Here is a 13,104-nt window from a genome sequence, read left to right on the forward strand (position 1 = left end):
CCTAACGACCGCGCGGGGATGGTGCGATGGCAGGACTTGCCAACAGAACGGGCCTCAGGCGAGTACGAAGTACCGCAGCCACACGTACAACCACGCCACGACCAGGGAGGCGAACGTGACGACGAGCCCGTAGCGGGTGAACCTCCAGAAGCTGATCGGGTGACCGGCCTTGGCCGCGATGCCGAGCACCACGACGTTGGCACCGGCCGCGACCGCGGTCGTGTTGCCGCCGAGGTCGGCGCCGAGCACGAACGCCCACCACAACGGGCTGCCGGAGCCGTCGTTGGGCGAGGCCGCGACCATGTCGTCGACGATCGGGACCGTCGCGGCGGTGTACGGGATGTTGTCGACGAACCCGCCCACGATGCCGGAGCCGGAGAGCAGCACCGTCGAGGCCAGCAGCTCGTGCTCCCCCATCGCGTCGGCCGCGAGCCGGCCCAGGTCGCCGATGACGCCGACCTCGACCAGACCGCCCACGAGCACGAAGAGCGCCATGAAGAACGCCAGCGTCGTCCACTCGATCTCTGCGAGGAACTCCTCGGGTGTCGCCCGGGCGACCACCACCATCGCGCCCGCGCCGAGCATCGCCACGATCGAGGGATCGAGGTGGAGTGCCGTGTGCAGGCTGAACGCGACCATCACGACGCCGAGCACGACCAGGCAGCGCACCAGCCGGCGCCGGTCCACGATCGCGTCGCCCGGGCGGATGTCGGCGATGTCGTTGAGCGTCTCCACCGCGAGCTCGCGGCGGAAGAGGAAGCGCGTCAGCAGGATCAGCCCACCGATGAGCACGACGGTGATCGGGAGCGAGTGCACCAGGAAGTCGTTGAACGTCAGTCCACCGCGACTGGCGATGATGATGTTGGGCGGGTCGCCGATCAGCGTCGCGGTGCCACCGATGTTGGCCGCGAGGATCAGGGTGATCAGGTACGGCACCGGCGAGAGCCCCAGCCGCTGGCAGACCGAGAGCGTGACCGGCGCGACCAGGAGCACGCAGGTCACGTTGTCGAGGATCGGCGAGACCGCCGCGGTGACCAGGACCAGCAGCGCCATCAGCCGCGCCGGCCGGCCCCGCGACGTGCGCGCCGCCCAGAGCGCGAGGAACTCGAACAGGCCGGTGTGCTTGAGGATCCCGACGATCACCATCATCCCGAAGAGCAGGAAGATGACGTTCCAGTCGACGCCGGTCTCGTGGCTGAAGAACGCGCTGTCGGCGTCCACCAGCCCGATCGCGGTCATCGCCGCGACGCCACCGAGCGCGGCGGCGACCCGGTGCACCTTCTCGGTCGCGATGAAGGCGTAGGTGACCGCGAAGATCGCGACCGCGGCCAGGACGACGGTGTGGCTCATCGGCGCCGGCTCACAGCAGGGGTACGTCGATCTCCACGAGCTCGAGGCGCACCGACTCGACGCCGTGCTCCCGGGTCGCCGACTGGACCGGGCGCAGCAGCGGCCGCACCGCGACCGCCGCCGCGTCCGGCAGGCCTCCCACCGTCCACGACGCCACGGCATCGGCGAGGACGGCCTCGGCGGCCAGCTCGGCGTCGGGCCAGGGGTCGACGTACGGATCACCCGGCTCGGGCGGCGCGACCCGGATGGTCAGCTCCACCAGGAGCAGCACGGGCACACCGTCGCGCGTCGTCGCCCGGACGCCGACCGGCATGTCGTGCTCCAGAGCGAGCTGGGCCTCGAACCTCTCGAGCACCGGCACCCGCCAGGCCCACCCACGGTAGTGGACCCGACGGACCCTGCCGCGGCGCACGACCACGACCACCTGGTCGGAGACGACCCGGCGCAGGGCGCTCGCCGCGACCACCAGCAGCACGAGGCCGGCGACCACGCCCAGCACCCAGGGCGAGCTCGGGTCGAGGACGGCGTGCGTCTCGGCGGTCTTCATGGCGGGTCTCCCTCCGTCGGACACCTCGAGTCTTCGTGAGCGGAGGGCCACGGAGAATGGGGTCTACCACCCATCTCGGTCCCGGATCGAACGCCGACCATGGACCTGGCAACCGGTCGTCGGCGAGGCTGGAGACGTGCCCGTGTACTGGAAGGTCTTCCTGATCAACGGCACCGTCCTGGGCGCCGCGACGCTGTCCCTGGTGCTCGCGCCGGTGAGCGTCTCGCGCCAGGTCGTCGTCTCGGAGGTGCTCGTCCTCACCATCGGTCTCGGGATCATGCTGCTCGCCAACGCCCTGGTCCTGCGCACCAGCCTGGCCCCGGTCGACCGGGTGATCCGGGAGATGCGTGCCGAGCAGGACGCGAGCAACGCCCGGGCCCTCGCCGCGCAGGAGGCAGAGCGGCACCGGATCGCCCAGGAGCTCCACGACGAGGTCGGGCAGAACCTGACGGTCGTGCTCCTCGGCCTCAAGCAGCTCGAGCGGCGCGCGCCCGCCGACCTCGCGGCCGAGCTCGCCCTGCTGCGGGAGGCGACCCGCGACGGCCTCGACGACGTACGACGCGTCGCTCGGCAGCTGCGCCCCGGGGTGCTCGAGGACCTCGGGCTGACCAGTGCGCTCGCGTCCCTGACGAACGACTTCGCCGAGCACAGCGGCGCGTCGGTGCGTCGCGTCGTCGCACCGGGCCTCCCGCCGCTGACGAGCGAGGCGGAGCTCGTCGTCTACCGCGTGGCCCAGGAGGCGCTCACCAACGCGGCCCGGCACGCCGCCGCGCACGACGTGACGCTGTCGCTGACCCGTGCCGGCGACCGGGTGGTGCTGGAGGTCACGGACGACGGGCACGGCTTCGACACCACCCGGGACGGCGCCGGCCTGCGCGGCATGCGGGAGCGCGCCACCCTGGTGGCCGGCGACCTCACGCTCAGGAGCGCGTCGCACGGTACGACGGTCCGGCTCGCCGTACCGGTGGCTCCCGCGTGACCGCCGCGCGGCTGCTGCTGGCCGACGACCACGCGCTGGTGCGCCGTGGCGTCCGGCTGATCCTGGACCAGGAGCCCGACCTCACCGTGGTCGCCGAGGCGGGCGACGGCGCCGAGGCCGTCGAGCTGGCCCGCAGCACCGAGGTCGACCTGGTCGTGCTGGATATCGCGATGCCCCGGATGACCGGCCTCCAGGCGGCCCGCGAGATCGGCCGGCGCACGGCGAGCGGCGAGCCGCCACGGGTCCTGATGCTGTCGATGCACGACAACGAGCAGTACTTCTTCGAGTCGCTCCGCGTCGGTGCGTCCGGGTACGTCCTCAAGTCGGTGGCCGACGAGGACCTGGTCGAGGCGTGCCGCGCCGCACTGCGCGGCGAGGCGTTCGTCTACCCCGGCGCGATGAGCGCCCTGGTGCGTGACTACCTGGACCGGATGCGGCGCGGCGAACGCGTGCCGGAGACGGTCCTGACCGAGCGCGAGGACGAGGTCATCAAGCTGATCGCCGAGGGCAGCTCCTCGAAGGAGATCGCCCAGGCGCTCACCATCAGCATCAAGACCGTCGAGCGGCACCGCGCCAACATCCTCGGGAAGCTCGGGATGCGCGACCGCACCCAGCTGACGCGCTACGCGATCCGCGCGGGGCTCATCGAGCCCTGAACGGGCTCAGCGTCCTCCGGCGACCCGCAGCGTCGTCCCGGTGATGTACGACGCCTCGTCGCTCATCAGCCACGCCACCGCGTCGGCGATCTCGTGCGGCTCGCCCGCGCGACCGAGCGGCACCAGCGGGCCGACGCGCTCGACGCGTCCGGGCTCGCCGGCGTCCGCGTGGATGGTGGTGCGCACGATCCCCGGCGCGACCCCGACGACCCGGATCCCGTCGCCGGCGACCTCCTGGGCGAGCCCGACGGTCAACGCGTCGACGCCGGCCTTGGCCGCGGCGTACTGGACGTACTCGCCCGGGGAGCCGAGCGTCGCGGCGCCCGAGCTGATGTTGACGAGCACGCCACCACTCCCGCCGTACGACGTGCCGAGCGCGCGTACGGCGGCCCGCGCGACCAGCAGCGCCGCGGTGAGGTTGAGGTCGACCGTCGCCGCGATCACCTCGGGCGGGGTCTGGGCGAGCGGACCGAGGTGGAGGGTCGCGCCCGCGTTGTTGACGACGCCGGTCAACGGGCCGTGCTCCGTCGCGACGGAGAACAGCCGGTCGACCGCCTCCGGCTCGGTGAGATCGGCGCGGACGACGACGCAGCGGACGCCGGCGTCCTCGACCGCGAGCCGGGCCTGCTCGGCGGCGGCGTCGTCGCTGGCGTAGCCGAGGACGAGGTCGTGGCCGTCGCGCGCGAGGCGCAGCGCGGTCGCGGCGCCGATGCCCCGGGTGCCCCCGGTGATCAGGACGGTCATGCCAGCTCGAAGTCGTCGAAGTCGAAGCCCGGCGACACCAGGCAGCTCACGAGCGCGTCCGCGCCGGTCGGGACCGTGCGCTGCCACACGCCGGCCGGCACGTGCGCCTGCGGCGTCGTCGCGTCGACGGTCAGGCTGACGTCGTACGACGGCGTCGGTCCGGACCCGCCGAGCTCGAGGGTCACGACGCCGTCGTGCGCCATCCAGAGCTCGTCGGAGGCCACCTTGTGCCAGGCGGACGACTCCCCCGCCGGCAGCAGGAAGTAGATGAGCGTCGCCGTCGGCCGGACCCGTCCGTCCGGGAGCGTCACGTCGACCGGCGAGCGCCAGGTCTGGCGGTACCACCCGCCCTCGGGGTGCGGCCGGAGGTCCAGGGCGTCAGCGACGGGTGGGTGCGGCACGGCCCGAGTCTGTCACCGCGTCCACGCGGCGCGCGACAGCGAGCACGGCGTGATACAAGTCGCAATCGCCGCACCGAGCGTGACGAAACGGTCACCCCGACGGTTGACCACTCATCACGGGACGGGCACCCCCGCTCGCTCCGGACCTGTGACCAGGGGAGAGATGAGCTCGTCATGAGAGTCCTCACGATGCACTCCGAGGTCGAGATGGCCGTCCGGCTCGCGACGTTCGACGCCCTCGAGCACGTGCTGCTCCAGCACGGCGCGACGCGCGTGTGGATCGACCCCGCGAGCGGACCCGACCTCGTCGTGCTGGCCGAGTTCGGCGAGGAGTCGGACGAGGCGTCGATCGAGCTCCTGCCGCCCTCCTGCTCGGCCTAGGGGCGCCCGCTCCGGACGGGCGTCAGCCCGAGACTCCGTGCAACCGGGCATGCAGGGCCCGCACCTCGGCCTCGAGCCCGGGCGCCGGCCCGTCGACGGGCACGCCGGGGGCGACCTGCTGGATCGACATCGGGGTGACCGGTCCGGGGGCGACGCCCCACTCCGTCAGCCACTCGCCGAGCCGGGCTCCGGAGACGGCGTACACGATCCGACCCAGCCCGACCCACGCGTGCGCGGCCGAGCACATCGGGCAGTGCTCCCCCGAGGTGTAGACCGTGCAGGCGGCCCGCTCGTCCTGCGGGACGTGCTCCCCTGCCCAGCGGGCGATGTCGAACTCGGGGTGCCGGGTCTGGTCGCCGTCCTTGACCCGGTTGCGGTCGGCGTGGAGCACCTCGCCGGACCCGGAGACCAGCACCGAGCCGAACGGCTCGTCGCCGTCGTCCAGCGCCTCGCGGGCGAGCTCGACGCAGCGTCGCAGGTGGGCGAGATCGGTCTCGGTGATGCTCATCCGGCCAGTATCACGCTCCGATCCCGCACCGATTCCGAAAGCGGTCAGGAACTGACCTGAAGGGCCGTCAGGCTGGGGGCATGGACTTCAAGATCGAGCTCATCCCCCTGGCCGTGTCCGACGTCGACCGCTCCGTGCGGTTCTACGGCGAGACCCTCGGCTGGTCCGTCGACCACGACCGCACGGTCACCCCCGAGCTGCGCTTCGTGCAGGTCACGCCGCCCGGCTCGGCCTGCTCGATCTGCTTCGGGATCGGGATCGAGATGATGCCGACCGGCTCGTCGCAATACATCCAGGTCGTCGTCGCCGACGCCGAGGCCGCGCTCGCCGAGCTCGAGGGGCGCGGCGTCGAGTGCCGCGGCGTCGAGGAGCTGCCGTGGGGCCGCTTCGTGCACTTCGCCGACCCCGACGGCAACCGGTGGGCGCTCCAGCAGATCGTCGTCCCGACCTTCTAGCCGTCGACGCCGCCCTCCACGACGACCTTGCGCCGGCTGAGCTCGTCGTAGAGGTCGACGATCTGCTGGCGCGGCACGACGCCCACGCGCTCCGCCCAGGCGTCGTACGCCGCCTCAAGCTCGGCGACGAGCTCCGGGTGGGTCGCGGCGAGGTCGTCGGTCTCGGACCGGTCCGTCCCGACGTCGTACAGCTCCCACGGGTCGCCGTGCTCGCGCACCAGCTTCCACCCACCGCGGCGCACCGCGCTGTTGCCGAGGTGCTCCCAGCAGAGCGTGCCGGGATCCACCTCGCCGCCGCGCCAGGCCGACAGCATGCTCGGCGCGGACGCGGCGAGGTGCTCGACGCCCGCCGCCTCGAGCAGGGTCGGCAGCACGTGGGTGAGCTGGAACGGCGTGTGCACGACGCCCCCGTCCGCCAGTGCGCCGGCCGGCCAGCGCACGACGAACGGCGTCGCGATGCCGCCCTCGTGGACCCAGCGCTTGTAGAGCCGGAACGGCGTGTTGGAGAGGTTGGCCCAGGCCTGGCCGTAGCTGGCGTAGGTGTCCTCAGGACCGGGGACGACGTCGGGGGTGTTGCCGAGCGCCAGCGGCGCTCCGTCGCGCGTCGACACCGGCACGATCGAGCGCCGGGCCCGGAACACCTCGGGGTCGCCGAACGGCAGCTCCTCGGCGCACGCCCCGTTGTCGGCGAGGAAGACGACGATCGTGTCGTCGGCCAGGCCGCTGGCGTCGAGGTGGTCGAGGATCCGGCCGATGCCACGGTCCATCACCTCGACCTGGGCGGCGTAGACCTCCATCCGGCGCTGCTGCCACTCCGGGTCGTCGACGTCCTCCCAGGCCGGCTGCGACGGATCGCGCTCCGACGGGCCGGTCCCCTGCTGCAGCAGGCCGCTGGCGTGGAGCCGCTCCAGCCGGCGCTCGCGGAGCGCGTCCCAGCCGTCGGCGTACGCCCCGTCGTACGCCGCGACGTCCTCGGGCTGGGCGTGCAGCGGCCAGTGCGGCGCGGTGTAGGCGACGTACATCAGGAACGGCGTCGCGCCGTCGCGCTCGTCCAGGTAGTCGCACGCCCGCTGGGAGATCTCGTCGGTGTAGAAGAAGTCGGGCCGGCCGACCGGGAGGTCGCCGACCGGCTGCTCGCCGTCGTGCAGCGTCGAGGGCCAGTAGTAGCTGCCACAGCCGCTCAGCGTCCCGAAGAAGGTGTCGAACCCGCGCCGCGTCGGCCACGAGTCGTTGGGCTCCTCGATCCGTCCGGTCAGGTGCCACTTGCCGAACATGGCGGTGTCGTAGCCCGCGGAGCCCAGTACCTCGGCGACCGTGGCCGCCTCGGGGCGCAGCGTGCCGGGGTAGCCGCGCGGGCCGTCGTCGTTCGTCAGGATCCCGATTCCCGTCTGGTGCGGGTGCAGCCCGGTCAGCAGCGAGGCGCGCGAGGGGCTGCACCGCGCGGTGTTGTAGAACTGCGCGAGCCGTACGCCGTCGGCGGCCAGCCGGTCGAGGTTCGATGTCCGGATCTCACCGCCGTAGCAGCCGATGTCGGAGTAGCCGAGATCGTCGGCCAGGACCAGGATCACGTTCGGGCGCGCAGTCACGCAGTAACCCTAGCGATGAACTCCACTATGCCGCGGCGAGCAGCTCCTGCACGAGACCGACGGCGGTGGTGGCGGCCTCCTTGCGGTCGCCGTACGGCGCGCTGGCGTAGAGCCCCTCGACCAGCAGCCAGACCCGGTCGGCGAGCAGCTCCGGGTCGTCCACGTCGACCTCGGCGACGAGCCGGTCGACGCGCTTGCGGAGGCCCCTGATCTCGGTCATCGCGAAGCGGCCGGGCACGTCGGTCGGGTCGCGCATCTCGCGCAGGTAGTTGCGGAACGGGCAGCCGCGGTAGCCGCGGGCCGTCACCCGGTCCGCGACCTCGCGGACCACGGCGACCAGGGCGGCCCTCGGGATCTCGTCGAGGCCGGCGACCGCGGCGTCCATGGAGCCGTCCAGCTGCTCGGCCGCCCGGTGCAGGTAGGCGAGCACCAGCTCGTCCTTGCTCGGGAAGTGGCGGTAGAGGACGTTCTTGCCGCAGCCGGCGGAGGCCACGATCTCGGCCATGCCGACGGCCCGGATCCCGCGCGTGTAGAACAGCTTGCCGGCCGCGTCGAGGATGCGGTCGCGGGTGGCGGGGTCGGCGGGACGGGGCATGCGTCGACGATAACGGACCGATTGGTCCGGGCTTCGGCGTGTCGGGGAATGAAACCGGGCCGACCAAGGCTGCGACCATGACGGACCGATCGGTCCGCTACGTGTCCGCATCGAAAGGCCCACCGATGAGCATCTCCCTCGACCAGTCCACCGTCCTCGTGACCGGGGCCAACCGCGGCCTCGGCAAGGCCTTCGCCGAGGCCCTCGTCGCCGCCGGCGCCACCGTGTACGCCGGGGCGCGCGACCCCCGGTCGGTCACGACGCCGGGCGTCACCGCCGTACGCCTCGACGTCACCGACCCCGCCTCGGTCGCCGCGGCGGCAGCCGAGCTGGGCGACGTGACCGTCGTGGTCAACAACGCCGGCATCGGCCGCAGCGGCTCGCTGCTCAGCGGGGAGTCGCTCGACGGCTTCCGCGAGGAGCTCGAGACCAACGTGATCGGGCCGCTGCACGTGACCCGCGCGTTCGCGCCGATCCTGGCGGCGAACGGCGGCGGCGCGGTGGTCAACATCCACTCCGCGCTCTCGTGGTTCACCAGCCCGCAGGTGGCCGGCTACTCCGCCACCAAGGCCGCGCTCTGGTCGCTGACCAACGCCGCCCGCGGCGAGCTGCGCGACCAGGGCACCCTCGTCGTCGGCGTGCACGTCGGCTACATGGACACCGACATGACGGCCGACGTCACCGCGCCGAAGTCCGACCCCGCCGACCTCGTCACCCAGGTGCTCGACGCCCTGGAGAAGGGCGAGGAGGAGGTCCTCGGCGACGAGACCAGCCAGGTCGCGAAGTCGGTCCTGTCCGGACCACCTGCGCACCTGGTGCTCTGATCCGGCGCTCGCCGGATCACGGCGCCGCCAGCAGGGTGCGCGTCCAGACGTCACGCACCAGGTCGGCGTACTCCGCCGGGGTCCGGCCCCGGGAGCGCACCAGCAGGTAGTAGTCGGGGGCGTTCATCGACCACACGAGGTCCGCGACGTCGTCGTCGTCGAGGTCCTCGCGCAGCTCGCCCGTGGCGCGCAGGTCAGCCGCGAAGAGTCGCATGTGAGCGGCGCGACGGTCGCTGACGGACGTGAGCACCGCCTGGCAGGCGGGGTCGGACTGCCCGGCGACGCGCAGCGCCTCGAGGAGCGGGACCGTCCGCGGCAGCACGCGACCGAGGGCAGCCGCGTAGACGGCGATCTTGGCGGCCGCACCCTCCGCGGCGCGAACGTCCTGCACGTAGCCTCGCTGCTCCGCCGCCAGGGGTACGTCACCCTCGGCGAGCTCCATGTCGTGGACGGCGAGGAGCAGCTGCGGCTTGCGGCCCACCGTGGCGTACACCGTGTCGATCGAGACCCCGGCGGCTGCGGCGATGTCGGCGACGCCCGACCCGGCGTACCCCCGAGTGGTGAAGAGGTCCCGCGCCGCGACCAGCACCGCGGTCCGGGTCCTCTCGGCCGCCGCCCGGCGCCGCGACGAGTCGTAGCTCCGCTTCTTGACCGGATCGCCCATGGGTCCTAGCGTAGCAATTGATCCGAAGCCTATTCGGATGATTAGAGGAGTAGCCATGACGCAGACCGATCCGCAGGACGGCGTGGTGGTGCGGGAGCCCGGCACCGGCCGCGGCACCTGGGCGATGAGCTCGCTCTTCGAGCACCTGCTGGAGTCGCCGCCGGGCGCCGACCGCCTGGGGGTCGCCCTGGTCACCCAGCCTCCCGGCGTCGCCACGCCGCTGCACCGGCACACCCGTGAGTCCGAGGCGTTCTACCTCCTCGACGGGAGGATGGACTACCGCGCGGGCGACGACGACTTCGAGCTGTACGCCGGCTGCTTCATGTACCTCCCGGCCGGCCTGCCTCACGCGTTCCGGATCCGGGGCGACCAGCCGGCGCGCTTCCTGGCGCTCGCCGAGCCCGGCGCGCTCCTGCACCTGTACGACGAGGTCGGCATCCCCGCAACGGAGATGCGCCTTCCCGGCGCCGATGGTCTGGAGCCGGAGGTCGAGATCCCTCGCTGGATGGAGGCCGCGCCGCGCTACGGCATGGAGGTCGTGGGTCCACCGATCCCGGAGTAGCGCGCCCTACGCTCGGGCGCATGCAGACAGAGATCCTCTACAGCCCGGCGTACGCCGCCGCCAAGCTCACCCTGACCGCCGGGGAGGTGGTCCGTGCCGAGTCCGGCGCGATGCTCGCGATGTCGCCCGGCATCGCGATGGAGACCTCCACGCAGGGCGGCATCATGAAGGGGTTGAAGCGCTCGTTCCTCGGCGGCGAGTCGTTCTTCATGAACACCTTCACCGCCCAGGCAGACGGCGCCGAGCTCTACCTCGCGCCCACCCTGTCCGGTGACATCGTGCACTGGCCGCTGAACGGCACGCTCTTCGTGCAGTCGGGCTCCTACCTCGCCTCGTCGGCCGGGCTCGAGGTCGACACGAAGTGGGGCGGCGGCAAGACCTTCTTCTCCAGCGAGGGCCTCTTCATGCTGCGGGTCGCCGGCCAGGGCGACCTGGTGCTGTCCAGCTACGGCGCGATCCACGCGATCGACCTGCAGCCGGGCCAGACCTACACGGTCGACACCGGCCACATGGTCGCCTGGACCGACGGCATCCAGTACAACGTCCGCAAGGTCGGCAACTGGAAGTCGACGTTCTTCTCCGGGGAGGGCCTCGTGTGCGACCTGACCGGCCCCGGCCGGATCTACCTGCAGACGCGCAGCCAGGACGCGTTCCTCGGCTGGCTGATCCCGCAGCTGCCGCAGAACAACAGCAACTAGGTGCCCTAGGTCCGACCCAGCAGCGCGCGCAGCGGGAGCGTGCCGACCGGGAGCCCGTGCCGGTCGTAGTACGCGAACATCGCGCTCAGCCACGGGTGGGTGCCGGGGTCGTCGACCTGCTCGGCGGTGACCCCGGCCTCGGCGGCGAGCTCGGCCACGCTCGTCGTCCGCGTCGCGAGCTCGTACGTCGCACCGACGTGGGCGTCGTCGAGCAGCACGGTCGCGGCGGCCGCGCCGAGGTCGGCCAGGTCGAGGAGGCCGAACGGCGCGGTCACGGCGTACGGCACCCGCACCGGGCCGGTCAGGTCGAGGTTCTGCAGGTAGGCGCCGGGCTGGAGGATCGTCCAGCGCAGCCCCGAGCGGCGCACCAGGTCCTCCGCCTGCGCCTTGCCGAGGTGGTGCGGCATCGCCGGGACGTACGGCGAGGCCACGGAGTGGTAGACCACTCGGTCCACCCCGGCCGTCCGCGCCGCCTCCAGCACGGAGCCGACGTACGCCGGCTCGTCCGGGTGCAGGTTGGGCGCGACGACGTACGCCGCCGCGGCGCCGGCGAGTGCGCCGGCGAGGTCCGGCCAGTCGGCGCGACCGAGCGCAACGGGGTCGGCTCCCCGCTCGGCCAGGGCCCCGCAGACGGCGCGGCCCGTCTTCCCGTGACCACCGAGCACGGCGACGCGCACGCCCTACTCCTCGTCGTACGTCGCGATGGTGCCCTTGTTCTTGCCGAAGCTCCACCGCCCGGTGCGCTCGGCGTGCGGCGGTGACACCGGCCCGCGCTCGAAGACGATGATGCTGTCGTAGAAGTGCATCGACTTCGTGGTGCGGGTGAACTCGTCGACGACGAAGCCCTCCTCGTGCGAGTGCCAGGCGTTGAGCTGGTCGGTCAGTCCCTTGGCGTACTCGATGAAGGTCCCGGGCCGCCGGTAGCCGCCGCCGTACCGCTCCCAGTAGCTCGTGTGCAGGTCCTCGATCAGGAAGACCCCGTCGGGGGTCATCCGCTGGTAGAGCTCCTCGAACGTCGCGATCTGCTGGCCCATCGTGTGGCCGCCGTCCTCGATGAGCACGTCGATCGGGCCGATCTCGTCCGCGATGGACCGGAGGAAGTCGCGGTCCTCCTGGTCGCCGATGAAGACCTTGGTACGCCGGCCCCCGAGCTTCGCGCAGCGCGGGTCGATGTCGACGCCGTAGATCATCGCCTTGCGCCCGAAGTAGTCGCGCCACATCTGCAGCGAGCCGCCGTGGCTGACCCCGAACTCGAGGATCGTGACCGGCTTGCCGCGGAATCGCGCGAAGTGGCGGTGGTAGATCTCGAAGAAGTGCATCCACTTGTGGATGAGCCTCTTGTCGTTGGACCGGAAGTACTTCTCGAGCGGGTTGTCGACGGTCATCTCGCTCCCAGGCGTGGTCGGTGTGCACCCTGTACGCGTTGGAGCGTAGCGACCTACCCCCGGTCCCGCTCCTCGTCGAACCGCGGGTCGGCGAGGAAGTACTGGGCGACCAGTCCGGGCCGCTTCTTCGGCTCGCGAGCCGGCTCGGGCACCATCCGGCCCTCGGCGGTGTCCCAGAAGAGGTCGACGGCATGCATCACCCGGCGGGCCACCAGGCCCAGCGGCCCCGTGTGCGGCGTGTACGGGTGCGGTCGGCTCGGTGCCGCGAGCTCGGCCGCGAAGAGCCGCCGTGCCAGCACGTCGAGGTCGTCGTCGGGGAGCGTGTCGCTGAGCCGGTCCCCGAGCACCCCCTCGTGGCGCTGGTGGTCGGTCATCGCGACCTCGACGTCGGTCCACACGTCGCTCCAGCCGTACGACGTCTCGTAGACCGAGCCGTACTCGTGGGCCTTCACGTGCGCGAGCTCGACCTCCAGCGCCTTGCTGGAGCGCAGGTAGTCGTGCACCAGCTGCCCACCGTCGCGGACCTTGCGTCGGGCCGGCGGCAGCAGCACGGCGTCGACCGCGTGCAGGTGCATGCTCGTCAGGGCCAGGAACGCGTCGATCCGCTCGTGGCCGTCGCGAGGCCGGTCCCGGGCGGCCTCCATCGACCGCGCTTCGCCGAGCCGGTCGGAGAGCCGACCCTGGCTGTGCTGGATCGAGCTGCGGAGGACATCGGTCGTGCCCATCGGCATCACCTTCTTCGTGCGCCGTGCACCTCATGGTGCGCTCT

General features: G+C 72.1%; 18 protein-coding genes. 7 read left to right on the forward strand and 11 right to left on the reverse strand.

The window, feature by feature from the left end:
• Positions 1 to 54: 54 nt before the first annotated feature.
• On the reverse strand, positions 55 to 1,350 hold the full coding sequence (locus ASC77_RS22315; RefSeq protein WP_056158204.1) for an SLC13 family permease: 1,296 nt from the start codon (positions 1,348 to 1,350) through the stop codon (positions 55 to 57).
• A 10-nt stretch (positions 1,351 to 1,360) separates the two neighbouring features.
• A complete protein-coding gene (locus ASC77_RS22320) occupies positions 1,361 to 1,897 on the reverse strand; it encodes an SPFH domain-containing protein (RefSeq protein WP_056158207.1) in 537 nt (178 codons plus the stop codon).
• A 136-nt stretch (positions 1,898 to 2,033) separates the two neighbouring features.
• Here ASC77_RS22320 and ASC77_RS27330 point away from each other — a divergent pair, with 136 nt between their 5' ends.
• Positions 2,034 to 2,876, forward strand: a complete 843-nt coding sequence (locus ASC77_RS27330; RefSeq protein ID WP_056158209.1) for a sensor histidine kinase — start codon at positions 2,034 to 2,036, stop codon at positions 2,874 to 2,876.
• The gene (locus ASC77_RS27335) at positions 2,873 to 3,532 is read left to right on the forward strand and encodes a response regulator (RefSeq protein ID WP_056158212.1); all 660 of its coding nucleotides are present in this window, start codon (positions 2,873 to 2,875) and stop codon (positions 3,530 to 3,532) included. Before ASC77_RS27330 ends, ASC77_RS27335 begins: the two co-directional genes overlap by 4 nt.
• A 6-nt stretch (positions 3,533 to 3,538) precedes the next feature.
• Here the strand turns inward: ASC77_RS27335 and ASC77_RS22335 are convergent, their stop codons facing one another.
• Both ASC77_RS22335 and ASC77_RS22340 read right to left on the reverse strand, forming a co-directional pair.
• Entirely contained in the window at positions 3,539 to 4,276 is a 738-nt protein-coding gene (locus tag ASC77_RS22335) for an SDR family oxidoreductase (protein ID WP_056158215.1), read from the reverse strand.
• Complete coding sequence (locus tag ASC77_RS22340; RefSeq protein WP_056158218.1) at positions 4,273 to 4,677, reverse strand: cupin domain-containing protein; 405 nt, start codon at positions 4,675 to 4,677, stop codon at positions 4,273 to 4,275. The genes ASC77_RS22335 and ASC77_RS22340 overlap by 4 nt, the downstream gene beginning before the upstream one ends.
• A gap of 174 nt (positions 4,678 to 4,851) precedes the next feature.
• On the opposite strand from ASC77_RS22340, the gene ASC77_RS22345 reads away from it, so the two are divergent.
• The gene (locus tag ASC77_RS22345) at positions 4,852 to 5,058 is read left to right on the forward strand and encodes a hypothetical protein (RefSeq protein WP_056158220.1); all 207 of its coding nucleotides are present in this window, start codon (positions 4,852 to 4,854) and stop codon (positions 5,056 to 5,058) included.
• A 22-nt stretch (positions 5,059 to 5,080) separates the two neighbouring features.
• Here the strand turns inward: ASC77_RS22345 and ASC77_RS22350 are convergent, their stop codons facing one another.
• Positions 5,081 to 5,566 (reverse strand): nucleoside deaminase, encoded by a 486-nt coding sequence (locus tag ASC77_RS22350; protein ID WP_056158223.1) that lies wholly within the window; start codon positions 5,564 to 5,566, stop codon positions 5,081 to 5,083.
• Positions 5,567 to 5,646: 80 nt separating this feature from the next.
• Between ASC77_RS22350 and ASC77_RS22355 the strand changes: the two genes are divergently transcribed.
• Positions 5,647 to 6,021: a VOC family protein gene (locus tag ASC77_RS22355; RefSeq protein ID WP_056158226.1), complete on the forward strand. Its 375-nt coding sequence runs from the start codon at positions 5,647 to 5,649 to the stop codon at positions 6,019 to 6,021.
• On the opposite strand, the gene ASC77_RS22360 is transcribed toward ASC77_RS22355, so the two are convergent.
• Both ASC77_RS22360 and ASC77_RS22365 read right to left on the reverse strand, forming a co-directional pair.
• On the reverse strand, positions 6,018 to 7,607 hold the full coding sequence (locus ASC77_RS22360) for an arylsulfatase (RefSeq protein ID WP_056158230.1): 1,590 nt from the start codon (positions 7,605 to 7,607) through the stop codon (positions 6,018 to 6,020). The two genes, ASC77_RS22355 and ASC77_RS22360, sit on opposite strands and share 4 nt — an antisense overlap.
• A gap of 25 nt (positions 7,608 to 7,632) precedes the next feature.
• Positions 7,633 to 8,202 (reverse strand): TetR/AcrR family transcriptional regulator, encoded by a 570-nt coding sequence (locus ASC77_RS22365; protein ID WP_056158232.1) that lies wholly within the window; start codon positions 8,200 to 8,202, stop codon positions 7,633 to 7,635.
• 125 nt (positions 8,203 to 8,327) lie between these two features.
• Between ASC77_RS22365 and ASC77_RS22370 the strand changes: the two genes are divergently transcribed.
• On the forward strand, positions 8,328 to 9,026 hold the full coding sequence (locus ASC77_RS22370) for an SDR family oxidoreductase (RefSeq protein ID WP_056158235.1): 699 nt from the start codon (positions 8,328 to 8,330) through the stop codon (positions 9,024 to 9,026).
• 16 nt (positions 9,027 to 9,042) lie between these two features.
• On the opposite strand, the gene ASC77_RS22375 is transcribed toward ASC77_RS22370, so the two are convergent.
• Positions 9,043 to 9,690, reverse strand: a complete 648-nt coding sequence (locus ASC77_RS22375; protein ID WP_056158238.1) for a helix-turn-helix domain-containing protein — start codon at positions 9,688 to 9,690, stop codon at positions 9,043 to 9,045.
• 55 nt (positions 9,691 to 9,745) lie between these two features.
• Here ASC77_RS22375 and ASC77_RS22380 point away from each other — a divergent pair, with 55 nt between their 5' ends.
• Together ASC77_RS22380 and ASC77_RS22385 are read left to right on the forward strand one after the other, a co-directional pair.
• Positions 9,746 to 10,252 (forward strand): cupin domain-containing protein, encoded by a 507-nt coding sequence (locus ASC77_RS22380; protein ID WP_056158241.1) that lies wholly within the window; start codon positions 9,746 to 9,748, stop codon positions 10,250 to 10,252.
• Positions 10,253 to 10,272: 20 nt separating this feature from the next.
• A complete protein-coding gene (locus tag ASC77_RS22385) occupies positions 10,273 to 10,950 on the forward strand; it encodes a TIGR00266 family protein (protein WP_056158244.1) in 678 nt (225 codons plus the stop codon).
• A gap of 5 nt (positions 10,951 to 10,955) precedes the next feature.
• Here ASC77_RS22385 and ASC77_RS26850 read toward each other — a convergent pair whose 3' ends face one another.
• From ASC77_RS26850 to ASC77_RS22400, 3 genes are read right to left on the reverse strand one after another with little or no spacing between them, the layout of a single operon-like run.
• Complete coding sequence (locus ASC77_RS26850; protein WP_056158247.1) at positions 10,956 to 11,627, reverse strand: SDR family oxidoreductase; 672 nt, start codon at positions 11,625 to 11,627, stop codon at positions 10,956 to 10,958.
• Positions 11,628 to 11,630: 3 nt separating this feature from the next.
• Positions 11,631 to 12,335 (reverse strand): class I SAM-dependent methyltransferase, encoded by a 705-nt coding sequence (locus ASC77_RS26855; RefSeq protein ID WP_056158249.1) that lies wholly within the window; start codon positions 12,333 to 12,335, stop codon positions 11,631 to 11,633.
• A 53-nt stretch (positions 12,336 to 12,388) separates the two neighbouring features.
• Positions 12,389 to 13,060: a hypothetical protein gene (locus ASC77_RS22400; protein WP_156391245.1), complete on the reverse strand. Its 672-nt coding sequence runs from the start codon at positions 13,058 to 13,060 to the stop codon at positions 12,389 to 12,391.
• Between the last annotated feature and the right edge of the window lie 44 nt (positions 13,061 to 13,104).

It is taken from the genome of Nocardioides sp. Root1257, assembly GCF_001425175.1.
Classification (GTDB): domain Bacteria; phylum Actinomycetota; class Actinomycetes; order Propionibacteriales; family Nocardioidaceae; genus Nocardioides.

Coding starts and splice junctions, on each gene's coding strand:
- ASC77_RS22345 (WP_056158220.1), top strand. CDS start 4,852: ATGAGAGTCCTCACGATGCACTCCGAGGTCGAGATGGCCGTCCGGCTC.
- ASC77_RS22315 (WP_056158204.1), bottom strand. CDS start 1,350: ATGAGCCACACCGTCGTCCTGGCCGCGGTCGCGATCTTCGCGGTCACC.
- ASC77_RS22335 (WP_056158215.1), bottom strand. CDS start 4,276: ATGACCGTCCTGATCACCGGGGGCACCCGGGGCATCGGCGCCGCGACC.
- ASC77_RS26855 (WP_056158249.1), bottom strand. CDS start 12,335: ATGACCGTCGACAACCCGCTCGAGAAGTACTTCCGGTCCAACGACAAG.
- ASC77_RS22370 (WP_056158235.1), top strand. CDS start 8,328: ATGAGCATCTCCCTCGACCAGTCCACCGTCCTCGTGACCGGGGCCAAC.
- ASC77_RS22320 (WP_056158207.1), bottom strand. CDS start 1,897: ATGAAGACCGCCGAGACGCACGCCGTCCTCGACCCGAGCTCGCCCTGG.
- ASC77_RS22400 (WP_156391245.1), bottom strand. CDS start 13,060: ATGGGCACGACCGATGTCCTCCGCAGCTCGATCCAGCACAGCCAGGGT.
- ASC77_RS22365 (WP_056158232.1), bottom strand. CDS start 8,202: ATGCCCCGTCCCGCCGACCCCGCCACCCGCGACCGCATCCTCGACGCG.
- ASC77_RS22375 (WP_056158238.1), bottom strand. CDS start 9,690: ATGGGCGATCCGGTCAAGAAGCGGAGCTACGACTCGTCGCGGCGCCGG.
- ASC77_RS22355 (WP_056158226.1), top strand. CDS start 5,647: ATGGACTTCAAGATCGAGCTCATCCCCCTGGCCGTGTCCGACGTCGAC.
- ASC77_RS22385 (WP_056158244.1), top strand. CDS start 10,273: ATGCAGACAGAGATCCTCTACAGCCCGGCGTACGCCGCCGCCAAGCTC.
- ASC77_RS22380 (WP_056158241.1), top strand. CDS start 9,746: ATGACGCAGACCGATCCGCAGGACGGCGTGGTGGTGCGGGAGCCCGGC.
- ASC77_RS22350 (WP_056158223.1), bottom strand. CDS start 5,566: ATGAGCATCACCGAGACCGATCTCGCCCACCTGCGACGCTGCGTCGAG.